The sequence below is a fragment of the Paenibacillus sp. FSL R5-0766 genome (assembly GCF_037971845.1).
Lineage (GTDB): Bacteria > Bacillota > Bacilli > Paenibacillales > Paenibacillaceae > Paenibacillus.
Window position 1 is genome coordinate 6,862,967 of the sequence record NZ_CP150227.1, and the last position, 21,926, is coordinate 6,884,892.

A 21,926-nucleotide genomic window follows, 5' to 3' on the forward strand; every position below is an offset into this window, starting at 1 on the left:
ATGCGTAATAAGCCGATTCCTGAATTGCAGAATCGGCTTATACAAGTCCTCAACGGTCAGTAGTAGTTGGCGGCTTAAACAGAATTTTTCCTCGATCACCATAAACATTCTCCACGTGTATATCGCCCCACCTACACATCAGATGAAGAATCTCTTTAAGGCTCCATCCATACGCTGTTAACTCATATTCCACTTTAGGTGGGACCTGGTGGTGGGAAATACGGACAATAACCCCCGCCTCCGTCAATTCACCAAGTTGCTGAGTCAGCACTTTCTGGGTGATCGCAGGGATCAGTTTCATCAGCTCACCATTACGTTTCTTGCCAAAGGTAAGATGGAATAGAATAACAGGCTTCCACTTTCCCCCGATTACTTCAAGAAAAGCTTCCACTGCGGTGTTATATACTTTGAGCGGTTCCTCCATATCACCTTCTGTCTCCCTTCCACACAACAGTTTATAGAATCTATGTCGAGTTTTTAGACTTCTGGAGTCATCAGCCCTTGGATAAACGTCTCAAAGTTCGGTGCCAGCGGAATGATCTCTTTGGGATGCTCCCTCTTCACATAAACGACCTCAGGTTCTCCGTCATTACCGAATGAACGATAATCGAGCATGACAACCCCTGACTCCGAAGGAGATACCGCGATGACCACACCAATCTCCGGATAACCTTCACGTTCAATCAAAGTCCAGCTGCCTTGTGCACCAGCTAACGTGCGAGGCTTCTCACGGCCAATGCCCAATATACCTTCAATTTCAACATAATCCGTAGCTCCCGTATCTGTATTCGCTACAGGGAAATAACGATTGTACGGAATGCCACCGTTATGTAGCTTCATCATCTCAATGTAGGAGGCAGGGAGTCGGAACACCAATTGCTCCTCCACAGACTCAATGAGACCATCACTCGGCGGATTGGACACATAGTGCTCCAGTGCCTGCTCACTATCGTTCCAGAATTCGCCGGAAGCCGGTCTGGGAACTGCTTCAAAGGTCGCTACAACGTCAACGGGTACTCGGAATTCTTCAACAGCCTCTGGATCCGTTTCAACTTCAGGTTCAGATTCGGACGGCTCCTCCATTTTGCTTCGAATCCATCCCAGAAACTCCAGTGTATCTTCATCTTCAGGATCCAATTCATCCGCTCTTTCGAACGCCTGCAGCGCATGAGCATATTGCTCCAGATAATAATAAGCCAGTCCAATCCGATAATGCCAGAGTGGGTCACCTGTGCCCTCTTTAGCAACCGTCAGGAATTGTTCAACCGCCTCTTCATACTGTTCCAAGTTATTCAGCGCTCGTCCCAGATGGTTAACCAGCTCATAATCTCTTTCTTCCACAGGAATGGCTTGAATTGCATCTACAATTTCCTGAAATTCATCTTCTTCATGCCATTCTTGCAATTGAACCAACAGATCGTCTCTCATTCCTTTGCCCTCCCCGTTCATTCTCTCATCATTACGTATTGAAAATTATACCACTATCCGGATCACCATCTCCAGCAAAGCAAGATCCTTAGGGATATCATCAATCGATATCTTTTCATTTCGGATGACAAAGCTAAAAGAGGTAACCTGAACCCGGTTAAGAAAACCAGGCAGGCTACCTCCTTATATTCCTTCCACTACATTGCATTCTTCAATCAATTCAGCAACTCAACACAATCGTAGACCCAACCTGCACTTAACCAGTTACCCAAGTCACTGGAACCGCTGATCGGCGTAATCGTGATGGTATTGGAACCATTCACGAAGTAGGATGCTGGAACATTCCAGCTAAAGGTTGTGTTGTTCCCACGATACGTACCAATGGTGAAGCTGCGAGATTTGGGCTGTGAAGATGCAGCAGGATTGGTTAAAGCATGTCCATTAACCGTTACACTAGGTCTGCCATTATTGTAGGCAGCGGTAATCCCGATGTTGAGCGTATGAGAAGATGCCGCTTGAGATGCATTCAAATTAAACGTTATTGTGGTTGGAGAATTCTGACCACGGAACTGGATTGCCGGGAATCGATTGGTCGCGCTACCGGTAGCATAGGTGACAGGTCCCCAGCTTGGGTTGCGACTATCGGATGGGTGACGAATCGGAATCGTCTGTCCATTCAGGAGCTCCCGTGGTGTACCATCCCAGTTGCCGATTCGCCAGATGTTAGAGGCTTTACTTGGATCATTGTTGATCGTACGTGTATTCAGTGTCGTCGTTTGTCCTGCCGTGACATTAACCGTTTCCGTATATACGGCCAGTTCTCCCTTATAAGCTGTCATAGTGTACGTGCCCGGGATCATGCTGTATTTGGCGGCCGCCCCACTTGAAGACGTCCCCACCCAATACTGGGCATTGCTATTGGCGAACCCAATTGTGTAAGCATACCCTGTATCCATCCCGGAGAGACCATTGAGTACCACGTTCCCCCGACTGGATACCCAACCCTGCAGATTCAGACCAGACATCCAGCTGAAGTCGGGTACACTTGGCGTACCTCCGGTTGTAAAGATCAAAGCATACGGTCCATGCAGACCCAGGCGCCAATTCTCCGTCTGTGCATGTCCCGAGTTCATATAGTTATATACTTCTGTCTCTGTTCCACTTTGGAACTGGATGTCACGGAAGAATGGTCCACCGGAGCTTTTCTCCCGATTCCCGTAGGCCATAAATACACCGACGCCATTACCCGTAACTCCACGAACCGATAAGTCTTTGGCCTGATCATTACCATAATATTTGGAGGCCGACTGACCATTTGCAAACCCGAACACATCCTGGCTTTCAATCGCTCCAGTGTTACCCCGGTTGTTTGAATTTGCCGGAACACCTGTCAACACACTACCATTACCACGGAAAATGTACCGCAGCTCCCCGATCGAAGGTTGAGCCGTGATATGCGTTGCCATGTATATGATATTCTCGCCACCACGCGAAGCATAATAGTGAGTCAGTGTGCTCGTGGATACCGTGATTAACACGGTTGATCCAGAAGGAGAGGTATTCCAAGTCACATTGGCGGAGGAACCCAAACCTGAACCAATGTGCGATCCTCTATTGCTGTTCAGCTCCGTACCGTTCATTTTGGCTGAGATAATATCCCCATTGGTTTTGTTCACCACATAGACTAACCCTGAACCGGTGTTCACCTCAATTCTGGAGCCGTTATCCGTAACATTAATGGTTGCTGCGTGTCCGGTAGATGCAGGGTATACAACAGCTGTTGCGATCATAACGACAATTAAAAACAAACCAAGCGCCTTTCTCACTATACTTTTGGTCATGAGTAAATCCCTCCCTGGATTCCATTTAATAAAGCGCTTACATTATAATGTATAATAACTGACACTTCCGTCTCGTATCGATATGTCTGCTATGCGGGCATGTCCATAATCACTGAAATGTTATGTCTGCGTTCGTATAAAATAAAATCATCACTTCATGTAAACCTGATCTCTCCACCCCCTTTTTAAATCACTCTTCAAACTACAAGTATTCTTACAATTCCAATAAAATAATACCATTATATTACATATACTTGCAATGAAAACGACTCGTATATCTGATAGCAATTTCTGAAAATAAAAAACGCAGCTTCAAAAAGCTGCGCCCGCAGATACCAAGCTAGAGACAGTATCATCTCTTCCGAATAGGTATCCATATCTCACTTCTATATTGCTCTACAGTAACATCCTTGTGCTCATTCCATAACATTTCCGGACCCTCACTCAGCTCATAGTCCGATGAAGGAAACCACTCCGCGTAGATCCGGCCCCACACCTCCTGAAGCGTGCCTGGAAACGGGCCAACGACAGTAAATACAGCCCACGTTGAAGCAGGAACCTCGAGCTGTTCCAGTCCTTCAGGCGTATCTTTTGTCGTAGCTGCGCCAATGTAATGATCCAGTTCTCCTTGTTCTGCCATCCGCCCCTCACTGAAATGGGCTGAAGCACTGATTAAGCCCAGAGGCTGGACGTTCGATGCCCCCTTGATGGTATCGATCAATTCCGGTGTAAGGCTCTGATACATCGCCGCGATCTCCGGATTAACTCCGTGAAATACAATTGGCACCCTTTTACGAATACCCACGATTCGAAACGCCTCTTTATCTTCAATACGGTAGTTCATTTCGCTTCCTCCTTGAATGGTCAGTTGAAATGTCATCCGTGGGAAGGCTTTAAGGGAAGGGCCATGGTTTCGTGCTTCGGAGGGCGTAGTGCCATGCATGCTTTGAAATGCCCTAGTGAAAGAATCCGGCGATGTATACCCGTACTTTAGCGCAATATCAATGATTTTGCTGTCACTTTGACTTAGCTCCATGGCAGCAAGCGTCAAGCGGCGACGCCGAATATATTCCGAGAGCGTTACACCACTAAGAAAAGAGAACATGCGTGTAAAATGATACTCCGAGCAGCAGGCAATCCGGGAAATCTCCTTCATGTCCACGCCATCCATCAGATGCTCCTCAATATAATTCAAGGCTTCATTTAACCGCCTCAGCGTATCCATATCATCCCTCCCACGTTAATTTAAGCTTAGCAAAGTCATTCTCTTTGCATCCGACATTACCTGCACCATTCTGTAGGCTCTTTGCATCTAAACAGAAAAAAGAGCAGCATCAGCTACTCTTTTCTAACTTTGATATTCACATATCACCAGTAGTCAAGTCAAACAGGTCAAACCAGATACTCCTCCATAATCTGCTCGATATCATACGGAGTAACGCCTTGATCCACCGAATAGATCGTATCTGCCTGATCCATTGTATCCACCAGCTCTCCTCTAGCTTTGGCATGGAGCATGAACAAGTCATGCAGATCGGGTTTGCGTAAATTTGTTAGTGCTTTACCCATCAGGACCATGCCTTTTTGATTGCCTTCCACATTATTGTAGTAATCGGGATGGCTTGTCAGCGCCAGGTCTGTCCAGATGACGGTGCGTTCGACCATGTCCATAATGACAGGGATCGCAATCTGCGTATCAGCAGTAATATCGATTTTGTTCGCTACGGTGGACGGTTCGAAAATCTCTCCAGACCCTGGCTTCTTCCGCATCATCCAGCCTACAAAACATTCCGGCAGATCACAATACGGATGACTGGTGAACGAAAGCAGGGTTGCCACCACATATCGTCCACCATAGGCCACGATGGATGGAATATGCAGATCAATGAACTCACTTGCTCCGTTAGGTGCTGTCACGATATCTCCGCTATGAACAGCCTTATAGTTAGAGGATCGCAGATTCGTATAGGAAATATGCTCCACATAGTTCCAGTCCTTATCGTACATCACCGCAGACAAGTCAATGTCCACGCGCCCTGTAGACTTTCCATCCACGTCCCCCTCTTTCCACCAGTTGAAGAATCGAATGGTATCACCCTCTGCCATCGGCACACGGCTTCCACGAACGATGGTACGTAGAGCCTTGCTTGCCGATCTCTGAGAAAAGGGTACCAGATAATCATGAAGCTGTGGATCGACATAGGTCTTTCCAAGCGTGGGAAGGACAGCGAAGCGCTCTACCAGCGCCCGTTCGCATAACTGCACGACCTCCTGACACGTGGCTTCATCGATGTCTGGCAGCTCATTCGGAACAGCAAAAGCTTTGGCTACATTGCCTTTTGGGAAGAAGACACGCAGATCCTGCGGTTCATTACGCTGTGTAAAATGCTGTCTCACTTGCAACAAGACCGGGGTAGATACTTGCTCCAATACCTCCCCGAATGCCAGCAGTACATACGCTTCATCTTCGGTCATCCGCAGCAAGTGATCCAGTCTTCTCGCGAATTCACCTGGACGCTGTGACAACAGATCAATCAGACTCCAGACATTCCGATATTGGAAGGCAAGCTCCACACTTCCGTTGAAGGTCGAATACGGTTTATTATTACGCAAAATATCAAAGGCTTCCTCGCATCGTGGATACCGAAGCTTATATTCCGAAGGATGCAGAATTTCACCGAGGCGAATCCAGCGATTTTTATATCGCAGCATATCCTCCGTGATGGAGCCGCATTGCTCCAGCAATCCGAGCAAAAGGCGTCTTTCACGGCGTTTGAATTTTCGGAAGGGAGAAGCCATTGCGAGGCTGACATCACCATCGGACCAAGCAACAGCTAGACGGAGGACATCACTTGCCGTTTTGAAATACGGACCGATCCGGTCGATGTTCGCTTTTTCATGCTTCAACAGCGAGGCAACCACAAAGCCCACATTTTCTTTGAACGGAATCTCAGCGGGTAATAGCGCATTCACGTCTTCCGGGTCTGCATGCTCCAATACCGTGTCGATATCGGCCTTGTCAGTTTCCGAGATGGAACCTTTTGCTTCAATGATCTGACGGATGAGTTTCTGGAATGCTTGCTGGTTTCCCAAACCAATGACTTTCAAGTCCGTCTTCTCCAGCAAAGGCATTCTCTCCACACATTGTTGATCGGGATAGACCACATTCAGGTTGGTCAGATAATGAATAATTGCATTAAGGTATAACTCCGCTTCATCCGCATGCATCACCTGCATCGGGAATCCTGCATACATCGGTTTGTATTTCACATGTGCGCCGACCATGACTCTCAGATCAGCCTCAAGTTGAATATATACTGCTTCAAATTGTTCCTTGGACAGCTGCCGCATCGCCTGCATTAGCTCATCCGAGAAGGTGTATCCGAGTGCTTCAATATTTTTGAGGGCAGTCGCCAGATGTGTCTTCGGCAACTGTTGTTCCCCTTCGTTTGATTCGATAATGAGTTTGTTCGCTCTGCGCAAATAGATCGTATTGTTCATGATAAAAGAGTCCAGGAAAGCCACATCCCTATATAACGTGAAAGGTTAGGGTTAGAAGGAAGGAATATGATAGCCTGGACGCCTCCTCTCTGAAATAAAATCTTCAGGAGAGCTGCGACCCTATGATCTCCAATGATTGTAGAAGGAAGGATCGCAATAGCCTGAAGGCCAGCGGTTCGAAGTTTGTCACCCGAACCTCTGGTGAACCCATCATCTCATATTCCACGATCTGCCAACAGGGCGAAAGTATTACGACATGAATTTAAGAATTTAATGAAAATAAAAAAAAGCCTTTGCCGACCCCCAATGTCAGCAAAGGCTTTTCATTTTAGATTGTGTTTATTGATCAATCAAGTTGGTTACTTTCAACATTCTTGCAATCAATGCAGTGACCTCAGCACGAGTCATCGTGGTCTTTGGACTCAGAACCTCTGGCCCGTTACCTTGGATGATTCCGGCTGCAATCAACTGGGCTACATCTTCTTTTGCCCAATTCGATACATCCGCTGCATCACTGTAACGTTCCAGTTCAGAGTTCATCTGATCTGGATTGATCACTGCTTCCGGTTCGATTAGACGGTAGGCACGAGCAACCATCGCAAATCCTTGCTCGCGTGTGATCTCCTGATTACCGTAGAAGTTCCCATTATCGTAACCGCGAACGATACCGAATTCATTCGCAAGGGCTACCGCGGAGCGGAACCATGCGGAATCGTTAACGTCAGGGAATAGATTCTGTGGTGCATCCTGACGCATTAAGCCCAGTCCAAGTACAACAATCTCGGCAAACTCGGAACGAGTAACCTGACGGTTCGGTGAGAATGTGTTATCTCCGTTACCTTGCAGATCTAATCTCGCAGCGATGTTGTTCACATCCGTTTTGCCCCAATGGGATCTGGCATCTTCAAAATCCTGCGGGTTCCAGATAACCGAGTAGCTTCCGCTGCTACGCAAGTCATTAATGAGTGCATAGTAACGACTATCGATCTTCGTGACAACCGTTGGTACATGGAAAATGCTACCGTCCGGATTAATGATTACGCCTGTGGTAATCCGGTTCAGGTCGATACCTTCCGGAAGTGCAATATACTTCGGTGCATAACCGTTCAGCTGGCCGGATCGCACGGTCTGTCCATCTTTCGTAAACGTCAGATCCAGATCAACCGGTGTGACAAGTAACTCGTATCCTTGGGATGCGGCTCTTGTCTCGGCACTGTCAATCAAAGCATCCGAGGAACGTGCGATATTAACATGGACATCAATATCATTCAATGCTGAATTACCAAGCTGTTTGGACACACCATTCACTTCCATTTTACCGCCAGGTACCGGATAGATCGCCAGCGGATTGCTAATGTTCAGTTTGGAACCTTGATCCACCAATTGTTTCAGTGTTTCGAGGGTTAAACCGTCCACCTTCATATCCCCATCATTTGGTGAATGAATGGCGAACTGCTGGCCTGTGCCTTGTGACATGGCAACATTCAGCTTGGCTGGATCAACTTGAACCAATGTTTCTTTGTTGTCAGATGGTTTGGATGTAGCAAATGGTTGATGGCTACCATCCCGAGTTGTTTCCAGATTATCCTTCACGGGTGCCGGAGTTGGTGTTGGTACTGGCGCAGGGGCAGGTGTGCTTCCACCGTTACCTCCCGTATTTCCACCGCCATTGTTCCCGCCACCGTTATTGCCTCCACCATTGTTACCATTGTCACTGGATGCTCTGGTGATAACCGTAGTGTACTCCGTCTGCAAGCCATTCGTATCTGTAACTCTAATGACAATTGTGTTTGAACCTACCTTAAGTGCAAGATCATCACTACTATTGCCACTCTCCACTTCCTTCCAGATTCCATCATGCAAAATCTCAATTTTGTCTGCAGAATCAGGAGCAGTCGGGTAAATACGTAGATTGTACACATCATTGGTTACCGTTGCTGCGTAGTTGAATTGGTTTGGATCAAATGCTTGGTTCAACGCAATATTTTTCCCAAATGAATCGGTCAGACTGAGCTGTGTCAGTGCTTCTTTTACAATAGTAAATGTTTTCGTTTTTGTAACGGAACGTCCTCCGTCCACTGCTGTTACCTCAACGGTATAAGTGCCGGGTGCCAGATCTTCATCCAGATGATAGGACCAGTTTGGGTCCCCAGCATTCCAGATCAAACTTCCTGCAACATCAACTACATTTCCATCCGCATCTTTCAACACTGCACTCAGCATATCTGTATCCGTATGGACCGCACCCGAAACCGCTGGCTTCTTATCTGAAGTACTCCCTGCTGGTTCAGTAATCTTCAGCGCGCTCGCGAATGGGTCTTCCAAATCGAATTGGAAATCATGAACCAATGTCCCTTCTGCTCCCTCGCCTTTTAGATAGCCAGATGTTCCATTGTAAGCAACGTTAACCTTCTCATCACTTGATAATTTAACCGATTCGGGCAAGGTCAAAATCAATTTTGTAGGATCAGATCCATCGATGACAGCTCCGACAACTTCTACGGTTTGCCCACCTATCGTAACTGTAAATGCACTACTTAGATCCACTTCAGAAACTACTTCGATACTTTTATCAAAATGTATGGATATCGTGCTTTCGCCCTCGATGAAGCTGCCGCTGTCCGCTTTGGGTTGATTCTTGACCAATCCATCGATTGCGTTATCCAATACACTTAACAGGTCATTTACCTGAGTCTGTGTTACCAAAGGATTGCTCAAAAGTGTCTGTGCCTCTTGGACTTTGGTTTGCAATGCATTCCATGAATCAGTCGTGTAATCACCATTCGATAAAGCTAAGGCTTCTTTCACTTTTTTCGCTAATGGCATTGTATTGACTGCATGAATAGCCTGATCGAATTCATCAACCTTGAGTCCGGTTAACGCGTCTCTCAACGTGCCACTACCGTCATAGTTAATTGTAATTTCTTCTCCCGATTCAAGCTGAGCTTCCGTCAGAGGAATGGAAATCGTAGATCCATTAGCTATAAATTGACTCAGATTATCATACACGGTACCTCCAATTGTGACGGTGAAGCCCTTCAAATCATCCGATTTCACGTCACGATTGAAGGTTAGATTCAAAGTTCCATCGTCATTGACTTGCGATGTTAGCAAGTGAGCATCTTTAGGTTCCGGATAAGCAGCTGCAAACGTGAAGTAAGAACCGTCCGCAAAGTTGGAACTGTTTAATGTAACCTTTCCATCCGTTACTGGATAAAAGGTATCATTGTTGTCAAAAGAGTCATCTTGGCTAAGAATGATGTAGCTTGGTTTTAAGCCTTCAGCATCATCCACTTGAAGTGTGATATCTTGATCATTCCAGTTTGTTTTGTCCACCTGATATGAACGATCCATGATCTTTACACGAAAGCCATCTTTCACGATGGGTGCACTTACATAAGATACGGTATCGTTCGCGCTCTTGTCTGCAAACATAAAGAAGGAGTTGTTATCCATCGTATTCTCATTGTCGACATTATCTGAATGAATCGTATCTCCAAGAGCAATGGCTACATTTGAGCCGACTCCTTGTGACTTGGATTGTTTCTGGTTCTGGGCACCTAAGTCATCACGGCCAATCCCGGTAATGCGATTCTTGTAATCTGCCTGGTTCGACGAATTCCAGAAAACAGTACCTTCTACTCCGTTCCAATCACTGGCAACATAGTTGTCTGCCAGAGTGATTCCGTATTTTAACCCCAAGTAACTGTACACTTTAGCTCTTTCAACGTCCTGTAACTCGCGATTATATAATATCGTTTCCGATATTAGTCCATTAAACCTTCGATTATGCCCTGCTCCGAAGTAGTAACCCGTAGCACTCGAGGCACTATTAAAGTTCGCTGTTCCTGCAGTTGTTTTATCGATTAACTTCGTATGATTTAAATACATCCCAAAGTAATTCTCAGTGCGAAGTACATTGAAAATATCTGCTTTCCCTAACTGATACGGGTTACCTGCATTATCTCGAATCAATTCGTCGTTCCCTGCATTGCCAAATGAAGATCTGATTACACTTGTACTGTACGTGTCGGTACTTCCTTGGCCGCCAAAATGCCATGGGAAACCACTCGCAGCAGCTCCTTGAATGGAAAATGCCTCACGAGCGACATCCGTTGTATGGAAAGGCTCCCTGACATAGTATCCTTTGTTACCATCAATTAATATACCGCTGTTAAAGTTAATGGCACCTGTAACTAAGGTATTAGGATTTACGATACTCCATACATTATCATGTTCTACATTGGGGTCCAGATCTACCAGATCGGTCAAAGAAGTGATTTTACTGCCGTCAGCTGCCAGATTCATACTTCGCTCAACATCAATCCATGATATGAGTCCGTCGCTTACACCACCCGGATATCCCCCTGCGGTAATCGCGGTACTGTTGGATGCAGGATTTTCAGTATCTGCATGAGCTTCTATGGCTGGAAACAAAATTGGTGTAGGCAATATACTCGCAACCATCACCAAAGAAAGAACCCTTGACCATACTCTTGTCATTTTGCTGTTGTGCAAATTCTTATTGTTCTTCAAACACTTGTCACACCTTTCGATTATATCTAATTTTGTAAATTCTCTTCTCATAATCCCTTTCAGGATGTCTGATTTACTAGATTGTGTTAATTTCGAAATGCTTCACCGCTTATTTTACACGGAGCCTCTTACCAAACTCTTACCAAGGTCGATAGTGAATACTAATCGGTAGAACGAAACAAATAGAGTTCAGTAACTCCAACGTCAGTTCAAAAAATAAAAAGCCTTCGCCGACCCCCAATGTCAGCAAAGGCTTTTCGTTTTAAATTGTGTTTATTGATCAATTAAGTTTGTTACTTTCAACATTCTTGCAATCAATGCAGTGACCTCGGCACGAGTCATCGTGTTCTTTGGACTCAGCACCTCCGGCCCGTTACCTTGGATGATTCCGGCTGCAATCAACTGGGCTACATCTTCTTTTGCCCAATTCGATACATCCGCTGCATCACTGTAACGTTCCAGTTCAGAGTTCATCTGATCTGGGCTAACTGCCGCTTCCGGTTCAATCAGACGGTAGGCACGAGCAACCATCGCAAATCCTTGCTCACGTGTGATTTCCTGATTACCGTAGAAGTTCCCATTATCGTAACCGCGAACGATACCGAATTCATTCGCAAGGGCTACCGCGGAGCGGAACCATGCGGAATCGTTAACGTCAGGGAATAGATTCTGTGGTGCATCCTGACGCATTAAGCCCAGTCCAAGTACAACAATCTCGGCAAACTCGGAACGAGTAACCTGAAGGTTCGGTGAGAATGTGTTATCTCCGTTACCTTGCAGATCTAATCTCGCAGCGATGTTGTTCACATCCGTTTTGCCCCAATGGGATCTGGCATCTTCAAAATCCTGCGGGTTCCAGATAACCGAGTAGCTTCCGCTGCTACGCAAGTCATTAATGAGTGCATAGTAACGACTATCGATCTTCGTGACAACCGTTGGTACATGGAAAATGCTACCGTCCGGATTAATGATTACGCCTGTGGTAATCCGGTTCGGGTCGATACCTTCCGGAAGTGCAATATACTTCGGTGCATAACCGTTCAGATGGCCGGATCGCACGGTCTGTCCATCTTTCGTAAACGTCAGATCCAGATCAACTGGTGTGACAAGTAGCTCGTATCCTTGGGATGCGGCTCTTGTCTCGGCGCTGTCAATCAAAGCATCCGAGGAACGTGCGATATCAACATGGACATCAATATCATTCAACGCTGCATTACCAAGCTGTCTGGACACACTATTCACGTCCATTTTACCGCCAGGTACCGGATAGATCGCCAGCGGATTGCTAATGTTCAGTTTGGAACCTTGATCCACCAATTGTTTTAGAGTATCGAGGGTCAAACCGTCCACCTTCATATGCCCATCATTCGGTGAATGAATCGCGAACTGTTGCCCTGTGCCTTGTGACATGGCAACATTCAGCTTGGCTGGATCAACTTGAACCAACGTTTCTTTGTTGTCAGATGGTTTGGATGTAGCAAATGGTTGATGGCTACCATCCCGAGTTGTTTCCAGATTATCCTTCACGGGTGCCGGAGTTGGCGTTGGTACTGGCGCAGGTGTAGGTACTGGTGTGCTTCCACCGTTACCTCCTGTATTTCCGCCCCCATTGTTGCCTCCACCGTTATTGCCTCCACCATTGTTACCATTGTCACTGGATGCTCTGGTCACGTTGATTTTATACGCCGTAACATGGCCAAGTGAATCCGTTACTCTAACAACGATCTTATTTCCACCAACTTGGAGCGGTAGATTCTCACTTGCACTACCACTTGTAACCTCGTTCCACTCTCCATCTCCAACAGCTATTTCAATCTTCGCAAGTGGATCAAGTGCCGTTGGCGTGAGCTGAAATTGATATACGCTATTCGGCACAGAGATGGTGTACGTGTCTTTAGCCGGATCAAAAGCCGGAGACAAGCTTCCCACGGAAGGGACCAGTGTTTGCAACGTAGATGTATCCGTACCAATCACTTTGGTAAGTCCTGTTCTAGCGTTAGTCAGATCTTGAAGTGCCTTATCTACCTGCGCTTGATTCGCTGTCAGATCATTCAACACTCGCTCTGCTTCATTCATCGCATCTTTGAGTGCTTCCCAGCTCTCTACCGTATATTCCGTTTCGGTTAGATTTTCACCCTTGATTCTATCATGTTCATTTTTCAGCACTGACGTGTCGACACCAGTACCAGGCTTTTTGGTAAGCCCCTTCCGGGCATCCACCAAATCCTGATAAGCCTTTTCCACGTGTTCCGGTGTTGCATTCTCGTCGTCGAACACGGATTCAGCAACTCCTAACGCATCTTGCAGCGTTTGCCATGTTTCTGGTGTGTACTCCTCTTCGTCCAGTTCGCCTGATTCGATTTTACCGTTAATCTCATCGGCTTTAGCTTTCAACTTCGCCTTATCAATAGCAACAACATAATTTTTCGAATTCGACTCTTCTGAATCTGAATAGGCTGGATTGTTCGTCTTCGCTGTTACTGTCACTTTGTAGGTGCCAACTTCTAGCGATGGTACCAATTGCGACAGGTTAAGCGCCATTCCGGTTACTTCCACCGTCCGCTTCGTGCCGTCTTCCAGTTCGATTGTTACTTCATATTTATCCGCATGCGCAACTGCTTCCCATGTCAACTCATCGTCGGTCAGTGTGACGTCTGGTACCGTCAAAGGAGTAGCAGTAGTTGCAATGGTAAAGTACGAGTTCGGACCAAAATTTGATGTATTAAGGGTTACTTGGCCGTTCTCAATCAAATGTAATGTGTTTGGATTACCAAATTGAGCATCATTGCTGATCACAACATATTGAGGCAAAGCCGGGTTAGCTCCCGCTTCGTCTACCTGAAGTGTAATCTGTGATTCAGTCCAGTTTGCTTTCTGTACCTTGTAGACACGCTCCATCCCAAGCAGTTTTTTCCCATCTTTCGTAATTGGTGTTTTGAATTCAGTACTTGCTCCATTGTCACCAAACGTAAAGAAAGAAGAATCATTTGAGAATTCATTTTCATTTGCAGAATTGGTGTCCTCGACACTGTTGCCTAATGCAATCGTCATTATGGAACCCAGTTCCTGCGCTTTGGCTTGTTTTTGCATCAATCCGCTCAGGTCATCTCGACCGATGCTTGTAACGCGATGGGTATAGACTGCGTTCTCCTGGGCATCCCAGATCGTAGCCATGTTTGAATCGACATATGAATTTGCTGTCGTCTGATCCAACGTGTAGCCATATTTGATAGCCAAATATGTGCTGACTTTTTGGCGTTCTGCGTCCGTCAGAGCATGATCATATACGATAATTTCTTCAATTGTACCCTGCCAATGTTCAATGCCCGTTGCTGCTGGGATCAGCTTGCCGACTACTGCTCCGCCAGAGTTACCAGTATCCCATAGCTTCACATTATCTTTTCCCCAGTCATTTAGTTGCTGTACCTGCTTCATTTTACTGTACAATCTAGCTATGTTAAATTCAGTGTCTCCGCCTGTCCAAGTAACAAATTGCTCGTTCGGGAATGTCGTGCCCAAGAATCCTTCAGGGGTGTATAATGTTTGGTTCCTGTCACTGTTAAATGTCGTCAAGCCACCTCTTGTAGCATTTTGAAGCATCCCCATACCCGTATAACCAATCGTTTGGACTCCCCATGAAATGATATAATTGAGGCCTCCCGTTTTATTGGTTTTGCTAACGGTTATGATCGATCTGGGGCTCTTCCCTTGAGGAAGCTTACTTACATCCAGATTCATAAAACTACTCGTGCCGTTATATTCCAATACCGGATTGAAATTGATATTATGATTTTTATCATCCCAATAGGTCGGTTGATTCGCGACCACGTCTTGCGTTGCGTTATTTATTTTACTGCCTTGATCTTCCCACATACTCACCTTTTCGCCGCTGGCAACTCCGTTTACCCGCTCTGGTCGTAGCCATAGTGAAGGGGATCCAACTCCGCCCGGACCAACAGGAGTCTCGTTAGTCGCCTCCGCTTGAGCCAAACTCATGGGTAACGTTCCAATCGCCAGAATAAAGGAAAGAACTAACATGGACATTCTTTGCCATGGTTTCTTCCGAATTTTTGCTGTGTACATAGGTTCCTCCTACTTAATATGTTATTTTTGGACTGCTTACTGACTCAAAACATAATGTTGACCCTCATCTTGCTTATTCTACACATAGCCTCTTACCAAACTCTTACCAAACCTTTCGCTAGCAAATACGACAAAAAAACAGCCTTGCAAACGAAGCTGCAAGGCTGTATATTTCCAATTAACTATTTGATTGTTTCCATTGCTGGTACCACAACTCAACTTCCAAGCCAGGACGTATGCCCGCCTCTTGTTCTAACGTAGTGACCAACTGATTATATTGTGCGATTACAGGATCTTTATTGCCTAATCGATCATAGGTCTTCATTAAGGCCAATCCGACTTGCTCCAATGATGGCTCGAATTGCTGTACCCGGTGATATAGCGTAAGTGCTTCCGTATTCTGTCCCATTTCAATATAGTATTGTGCAAGTTCCATGGCATGATTACGCCAGAGTGCATGCAAGCGCTGACGCTCCAGCTCAGCCCATATGTAATCGTCCTCACCATAATATTTGCCTTCATATTGATCTGAGGTCTGTCGATGTTCAGCTATTGTAGACGAAGATAATAGAGGCAATCGGTTAAGACGGCTCTCCCATTCTTCCGCGTCAATCCTGAATTCACCCGTTTCCAATAGATAACCAAACTGTTGATAGCGAATGGACATCTTATCCTCACCCATGAGTTCGTTCATCATGCTGCGTAAGCGATGGATTCCACTGTGCAGATTGGATATACCTCTCCGCTCTTCCAACTCTGGCCACAACAGCTCAAGTAACGTATCCCGTTTAATCGGTTTGTTCCGATGGTGGAGCAGATAAGCGAATAACTCTCTAATCTTGGTTGTTCTAAACTTCATATGTTTTGGCGGCTCATTGGGGTGCACTTGGACTTGGAGCATCCCCAGACAACGGATCAACATGGATGGCCCTTCTGCTATATTCAGACTTGCTGACACCGTTCGGCGTTGATACATCTTCATCGTTTTTTCCAAACGGTCACGCGTTACAGGCTTCATAATATAATCCAGCACTTCAAGCCCATAGGCGGTCAGTGCATGTTCGTTATATGCGGTTGTGAAAATAACTTCTGTTCCAGGAGAAACCTCATGGATACGTTCGGTCGCCTCGATCCCGTTCATCCCCGGCATCTGAACGTCCATGAAGACGATTTCCGGCAGATGAATTTCGATCTGATCTATGGCTTCCTGTGCCGTCAGAAAAGAGCCGATAACTTCGCAATCCTCTCTCTCTTGCAACAGTTTGTTCAACCTGCTCAGAGCGAGATATTCATCATCTACCAAAATCACTCTCATATGCACAACTCCTCTGGCTCACTGATCACCCTTTAATCTATAATTTTACCATAAATTCTGACGTGGGACCGCTATCATTTAAATATAGAATCTATGTTCCGGTATTCAAAAAAATGTTCATCTTTGGCAGAGGACATGCAGGAATTTGAAGTAAACTGTCGAAAACTAAAGTCTGCCATGAAACCAATAACCTATAAAAAGATACCCCGATATGTAGTGCTGTCGATTCTATTCCTGACTATTTTACTTGGCTTTCGCTGGATATGGTCCGAGTCTTTCACTATACCCGCACATCCTGAACCCGCTAAAGGCGTGTTGGACCTTCGAGGCTGGGACCTCGCCAACGCTTCACCCATATCCCTGGATGGAGAATGGGAATTTTACCCCCAGGCGTTAATCTCTAATCGTGACATAAAAATAGTGGACAACCCATCCACACGGATTCAAGTTCCCGGTGACTGGCGGAATGCATTACCACAATCGTCATCGTCATTCGGATATGGAACGTATCATCTTCGCATAGTTTTAGATCCATCTGTGAAAGAAGTCTCTCTCTGGGGTCAGAAAATCCAGACCTCATCGATTATCGAGATGAACGGGACCATTGTTGCCGAATTCGGCCAACCTGCCACTCATGCCGAAGCCTATCGACCAGAAAGGACTGCATTTACGACTTCCTATGTGCTTAACGGTTCTACCGAACTCAATCTTTTGGTGCAGACCGCCAATTTTGACGATCCTTATAGCGGAGGGATCACGCGCTCTCTCTATTTTGGTTCTCCAGAAGCCATTGGAAGTGAACGAGGATTGTCTATCGATCTGCAAAAGATCACGTTCGCCATACTGATTTTGCACAGCCTATACGCTTTTGTCATGTTTCTGTTTATCCGGAAGGAACGAGCTCTGCTGACGTTCTCGATGCTAACATTGGTAGCTGCCCTAACGGTCGCCTCCGACCATGACAATCTGTTATTGAGTTGGATGCCACTCAACTTCACTTGGATCGTTAAGGCCAAGGCATTGTCCTATCCGTTGTTCGCATTCTTCCTTATACAGATGGCTAGAAGCTTCTCCCATAATCTACAAGGGCGTACACTGTTCCGTATCTATGCCAGCGTGCTTGGCGCTTACTGTTTATTTCTGCTAGTCGCACCAGTGACCCTGATCTATCATGTACTTGAGATTGGGCTTTCTGATTTCCTCTATCTGTTTGCCATCGGCTGGTCTGTGTACCTATTCTTCCGAATGGCAGCAGAGAAACGAAGGGACGCCAGCTTTTTGCTCTTTGCGGCAACTAGCAGCCTATCAAGCGTGTTATGGGGAATTGTGAACTCGCGTAGCGAGATCACCAACGTGTATTATCCGATTGATGTTATCGCGGCCATATTCGGCTTCTCCGCCTACTGGTTCAGAAAATACTTCCGCAATTCAAGTGAGATTGAGCAGTTGTACGAACAGCTCAAAGAGGAGGATCGGCAGAAGGATCAGTTTCTTGTGAATACGGCTCATGAATTGCGTACACCGCTGCACGGGATCATCAATATCGCCGAGAGCATCGCGGTCCGTGAACGGCGTAAATCAGGTGGGCAGCAGGCAGAAGACATGAAGCTGTTAGTCACCATCGGCCGACGCATGTCCCAACTGGTCGATGACCTCCTAGATGTCATTCGTTTAAAGGAAAAACGCATTACGCTCCAGAAGAAACCTTTATCTCTTGCATCTGTCATTCCAGGCGTGATCGGTATGTTCCGATTCATGGCAGAGGGAAGGCCTGTCCACATGAAGGTAGATATTCCTGAATCACTGCCTTTAATTCAAGCCGATGAGAGAAGACTTGTTCAGGTGCTCTACAACCTGTTGCATAATGCACTCAAATTCACCGATGAGGGTACGATTACCGTATCTGTTCGGGAACATGGAGAGCACGTCTTGATTCAAGTTTCAGATACAGGTGTTGGTATAAGTGAAGAGATACAACAGCGAATATTCGAGGCGTATGAACAGGGGACCCCAGAGGCTCGTTTAAGCGGAGGAATCGGCCTCGGTCTCAATATCAGCAGGCAGCTCACCGAACTCCATGGCGGTCAGCTCACTGTGCAATCCGTACCTGGGCAAGGATCGACCTTCCAGATCTCACTTCCACGGGAAGATACCGAAGCGCTCTCTGACCAGACTGAGCAGCGATGGGACGCTCACAGCTTTGATGAAGTTGCGATTGCAGAACCGCAGCAGCAAGCCATATCTCACGATAAGACTACCGCCCGTATTCTTGCCGTCGATGATGATCCTGTAAACCTGCGAGTCCTGATCTCCATGCTTGCGAATGAACCATACCACATTCAACCAGCAGCTTCCGCACTTGAAGCACTAGAGTTGCTGGATAAGGAACCGTGGGACTTACTGATTGCTGATGTCATGATGCCCCATATGTCCGGTTATGAATTGACCGAGAACGTACGCAAGCGTTATTCGGTATCCGAGCTTCCCATCCTGTTGCTGACGGCCCGTAACGAACCAGCGGATGTATACGCCGGATTCATGGCCGGTGCTACGGACTATGTCACCAAGCCCGTGGATGCCGTTGAATTAAGGCATCGCATCGGGTCTCTGATTGTACTGAAACAATCCATTGATGAGCGACTGCGCATGGAGGCTGCTTACTTACAAGCACAGATTCAGCCCCATTTTCTTTTTAATACGCTCAATTCAATCATGGTTCTTAGTGAGATGGATACGGAGCGAATGCAGAAACTGGGTGACGCTTTTATCGAGTACCTTCAGACCAGCTTTCATTTTGTCAATTCGGAGAAAATGGTTGAGGTCACTCATGAGCTGGATCTCTCCCGCGCCTATCTCTACATTGAGAAAGAACGTTTCATGGACCGGCTAAATGTTATCTGGGATATTCCAGAGGATCTTGATCTATCCCTGCCTCCACTCACCATTCAACCGCTCATTGAGAATGCTGTTCGACATGGTATTCTCAGTAAAGTTGAGGGTGGAACCGTGCATATCCGAATCATCAACCAAACAGCGTCCACCCTGATCGAAATCGAGGATGACGGTGTGGGGATGCAGCCCGAGCAGATTGAACGGGCACTAGCATGGCCCAAGAAAGGTGCCGGCGGAACTGGAGGCATTGGATTAACCAATACACATCGCCGGTTGACCCAGATGTACGGACAAGGTTTGACCATCGTCAGCTCGCCGGGCCAAGGTACGAAAGTTTCCTTTGTCATCCCTTTGGACCGCAGCATGAGAGGCTGAGAGATAAGATCGTTCTATAACTCTACAGCGGCATATTATTCGATCCATATCCGTTTGCTCTGTTTAAGGTCTACGGGGAACGCGATGATAACGGACATGTTCAAGTTCAAGTTCAAGCTCACGTTCAGGTTCTGACATACCAAATAAACCAAAAGAGAGCTAAGCACAGGGTTCGTCCCGGCTTAGCTCTCTTTTCTTTGACTTCATTATGATCTAACACGATAAGCTAAACGTTATACGTGCAGCACATGTTTTTCATCCGATAACCCCAGCGCCTTGGCTGTTGAAGAATGAACCTCTTTGAGAAGATCCAGGTTCTCCACAAGGGATATGCCATAGGAAGGAATCATTTCCTTGATCTTTGGCTCCCATGCCTCCATATGCTGCGGGAAGCACCGCTGAAGAATCTCAAGCATGACCTGAACTGCAGTGGATGCACCCGGTGACGCACCTAACAAAGCCGCAATCGTTCCATCTGCAGACGTGACCACTTCCGTACCAAATTGCAACGTTCCCTTGCCACCTTGGACGGTATCCTTGATCACCTGCACACGCTGCCCCGCCAGAACCATATCCCAATCCTCGCTCTTGGCACCCGGGACAAAGTCACGCAATTCTGCCATCCGTTGTTCTTTGGATAACATCAGTTGTTGGATCAGGTATTTGGTCAAAGAGATTTCTTTAACACCAGCTGCGAGCATCGTAAGCAGATTATGCATCTTAACAGACGTGATTAAGTCGGCATTGGAACCCGTCTTCAGGAACTTCGGCGAGAACCCGGCAAACGGTCCAAATAACAGCGACTTCTTATTGTCGATAAAACGGGTATCCAGATGCGGAACCGACATCGGCGGAGCTCCTACCGAAGCCTTGCCATATACTTTGGCATGATGCTGTTCCACGACTTTTTGATTTTTGCACACCATAAAGATCCCACTGACCGGGAATCCGCCGATATGTTTACCTTCCGGAATGCCCGTCTTCTGGAGCAAATGCAGACTTCCGCCGCCCGCGCCGATGAAGACAAATTTCGCCTTATGGCGTTCGACTGCACCACTCTTCAGGTTTTTCACGGATAATTCCCATTGTCCATCGCTGGTGCGTTTCATATTCTTCACGCTATGTTGGTAGTGGATGCCCACGTGTTGTTCCTTCAAATGTTTGATCAGCATACGCGTTAAAGCACCAAAGTTAACGTCCGTACCGGAGTCAATTTTGGTCGCTGCAACAGGTTCATTACTGGTACGATCTTTCATCATCAGCGGCATCCATTTCGCCAGCTCTTTCTTGTCATCCGAGAATTCCATGCCTGCGAACAACGGGTGATTCGACAAGGAGTCATAACGTCTTTTCAAAAACTGGACATTGCTCTCTCCATGTACATAACTCAAATGAGGAATCGGCATAATGAAGTCCCGCGGATTACGAATCAGACGGCTATTGACGAGATAGGACCAAAATTGCTTTGAGATCTGAAATTGTTCATTCACTTTAATCGCTTTGCTAATATCTACGGTTCCGTCTGGTCGTTCAACGGTATAGTTAAGTTCGCACAATGCAGCATGCCCGGTTCCGGCATTATTCCATTCGTTGGAGCTTTCCTCTCCTGCAGTGGCTAGCTTTTCGAAAACCTTAATATTCCAGTCTGGTGCCAATTCTTTTAGCAAAGTTCCCAAAGTTGCACTCATAATTCCGGCACCAATCAAGATAACATCTGTACTCGTTTGTCCCTGGCTCATGTCTACCGTCCTTATATCCTATATTTGCCAAAAGGATGTAAGCGTTATCGATTTGGCATTTGCAGCAAGCCCATTCTTGAACGGGATCGCACCTTCTCTGAATGATTATAACCTTGATCTAGTGTATCAATAATATAGAGCAATTTAAATATGCAATTTCAAGATATTTGCTATTCCATCAGTATACGCTAGTTTACATCGGAACGTTAGCCCGGT

At 46.4% G+C, this 21,926-nt stretch carries 10 protein-coding genes; 1 reads left to right on the top strand and 9 read right to left on the bottom strand.

The window, feature by feature from the left end; translation table 11 throughout:
• Nucleotides 1–49: 49 nt before the first annotated feature.
• The 8 genes from MKY66_RS29625 to MKY66_RS29660 form a co-directional block, all read right to left on the bottom strand.
• On the bottom strand, nucleotides 50–424 hold the full coding sequence (locus tag MKY66_RS29625) for a helix-turn-helix domain-containing protein (RefSeq protein ID WP_047840975.1): 375 nt from the start codon (nucleotides 422–424) through the stop codon (nucleotides 50–52).
• 53 nt (nucleotides 425–477) lie between these two features.
• Nucleotides 478–1,428, bottom strand: coding sequence for an SMI1/KNR4 family protein (locus tag MKY66_RS29630; protein WP_076213640.1), 951 nt, complete (start codon nucleotides 1,426–1,428; stop codon nucleotides 478–480).
• Nucleotides 1,429–1,643: 215 nt separating this feature from the next.
• A complete protein-coding gene (locus tag MKY66_RS29635) occupies nucleotides 1,644–3,269 on the bottom strand; it encodes a rhamnogalacturonan lyase B N-terminal domain-containing protein (protein ID WP_076213638.1) in 1,626 nt (541 codons plus the stop codon).
• 352 nt (nucleotides 3,270–3,621) lie between these two features.
• Complete coding sequence (locus tag MKY66_RS29640) at nucleotides 3,622–4,494, bottom strand: AraC family transcriptional regulator (RefSeq protein WP_076213635.1); 873 nt, start codon at nucleotides 4,492–4,494, stop codon at nucleotides 3,622–3,624.
• A gap of 167 nt (nucleotides 4,495–4,661) precedes the next feature.
• Nucleotides 4,662–6,770: a cytoplasmic protein gene (locus tag MKY66_RS29645; protein WP_076213633.1), complete on the bottom strand. Its 2,109-nt coding sequence runs from the start codon at nucleotides 6,768–6,770 to the stop codon at nucleotides 4,662–4,664.
• Nucleotides 6,771–7,109: 339 nt separating this feature from the next.
• On the bottom strand, nucleotides 7,110–11,273 hold the full coding sequence (locus tag MKY66_RS29650; protein WP_339806605.1) for an S-layer homology domain-containing protein: 4,164 nt from the start codon (nucleotides 11,271–11,273) through the stop codon (nucleotides 7,110–7,112).
• Between the two features lie 306 nt (nucleotides 11,274–11,579).
• Nucleotides 11,580–15,389, bottom strand: coding sequence for an S-layer homology domain-containing protein (locus MKY66_RS29655; protein ID WP_339806606.1), 3,810 nt, complete (start codon nucleotides 15,387–15,389; stop codon nucleotides 11,580–11,582).
• Between the two features lie 178 nt (nucleotides 15,390–15,567).
• The gene (locus MKY66_RS29660) at nucleotides 15,568–16,704 is read right to left on the bottom strand and encodes a response regulator (RefSeq protein WP_076217110.1); all 1,137 of its coding nucleotides are present in this window, start codon (nucleotides 16,702–16,704) and stop codon (nucleotides 15,568–15,570) included.
• A 177-nt stretch (nucleotides 16,705–16,881) separates the two neighbouring features.
• On the opposite strand from MKY66_RS29660, the gene MKY66_RS29665 reads away from it, so the two are divergent.
• On the top strand, nucleotides 16,882–19,971 hold the full coding sequence (locus MKY66_RS29665) for an ATP-binding protein (RefSeq protein WP_076217109.1): 3,090 nt from the start codon (nucleotides 16,882–16,884) through the stop codon (nucleotides 19,969–19,971).
• Nucleotides 19,972–20,204: 233 nt separating this feature from the next.
• Here the strand turns inward: MKY66_RS29665 and MKY66_RS29670 are convergent, their stop codons facing one another.
• Nucleotides 20,205–21,710 (bottom strand): malate:quinone oxidoreductase, encoded by a 1,506-nt coding sequence (locus MKY66_RS29670; protein ID WP_076217108.1) that lies wholly within the window; start codon nucleotides 21,708–21,710, stop codon nucleotides 20,205–20,207.
• Between the last annotated feature and the right edge of the window lie 216 nt (nucleotides 21,711–21,926).

What these genes read in the sequence shown, in the direction of transcription:
- MKY66_RS29650 (WP_339806605.1), bottom strand. Translation starts at nt 11,273, where the DNA reads ATGACAAGAGTATGGTCAAGGGTTCTTTCTTTGGTGATGGTTGCGAGT.
- MKY66_RS29655 (WP_339806606.1), bottom strand. Translation starts at nt 15,389, where the DNA reads ATGTACACAGCAAAAATTCGGAAGAAACCATGGCAAAGAATGTCCATG.
- MKY66_RS29630 (WP_076213640.1), bottom strand. Translation starts at nt 1,428, where the DNA reads ATGAGAGACGATCTGTTGGTTCAATTGCAAGAATGGCATGAAGAAGAT.
- MKY66_RS29625 (WP_047840975.1), bottom strand. Translation starts at nt 424, where the DNA reads ATGGAGGAACCGCTCAAAGTATATAACACCGCAGTGGAAGCTTTTCTT.
- MKY66_RS29640 (WP_076213635.1), bottom strand. Translation starts at nt 4,494, where the DNA reads ATGGATACGCTGAGGCGGTTAAATGAAGCCTTGAATTATATTGAGGAG.
- MKY66_RS29670 (WP_076217108.1), bottom strand. Translation starts at nt 21,710, where the DNA reads ATGAGCCAGGGACAAACGAGTACAGATGTTATCTTGATTGGTGCCGGA.
- MKY66_RS29660 (WP_076217110.1), bottom strand. Translation starts at nt 16,704, where the DNA reads ATGAGAGTGATTTTGGTAGATGATGAATATCTCGCTCTGAGCAGGTTG.
- MKY66_RS29635 (WP_076213638.1), bottom strand. Translation starts at nt 3,269, where the DNA reads ATGACCAAAAGTATAGTGAGAAAGGCGCTTGGTTTGTTTTTAATTGTC.
- MKY66_RS29645 (WP_076213633.1), bottom strand. Translation starts at nt 6,770, where the DNA reads ATGAACAATACGATCTATTTGCGCAGAGCGAACAAACTCATTATCGAA.
- MKY66_RS29665 (WP_076217109.1), top strand. Translation starts at nt 16,882, where the DNA reads ATGAAACCAATAACCTATAAAAAGATACCCCGATATGTAGTGCTGTCG.